Genomic DNA, 359 nt, shown 5'->3' with positions numbered 1-359 from the left:
GGAGAATTAGAGCCTAGTTCCATACTGACTTTCTTTAGACCAGCCTGATGGGCAATCTTTTCACCTGCTACACCACCACCTGTAAAAGACACCATTTTTACTGCTGAATGAGTGACTAATGTTTCTCCAATCTCCCTTCCAGAACCTGTAATAACTGACAAGAATCCAGCGGGTAATCCAGCAACCATAAATGCCTCTGCTAATAGCAGTGCACTGAGCGGAGTTACTGATGCTGGTTTAACTACAATAGCGTTTCCAGCTGCAATGGCAGGCCCAACCTTATGTGCGACTAAGTTTAATGGATCATTAAAGGGGGTGATAGCTCCTATTACACCAATAGGAAATCGATAATGATAGCC

1 protein-coding gene is annotated in these 359 nt (G+C 43.7%); it reads right to left on the bottom strand.

The features are described 5' to 3' along the window. Positions 1-359 (bottom strand): aldehyde dehydrogenase family protein (locus AOA59_RS00465; RefSeq protein WP_143522728.1); only part of this gene is annotated, 359 nt, incomplete at both ends.

The sequence above is a fragment of the Pseudomonas sp. 2822-15 genome (assembly GCF_002742515.1).
GTDB lineage: Bacteria > Pseudomonadota > Gammaproteobacteria > Pseudomonadales > Pseudomonadaceae > Aquipseudomonas > Aquipseudomonas salomonii.
The sequence above is the reverse complement of the archived record's forward strand: the minus strand, read 5'-3'. Positions and strand labels throughout refer to the sequence as shown.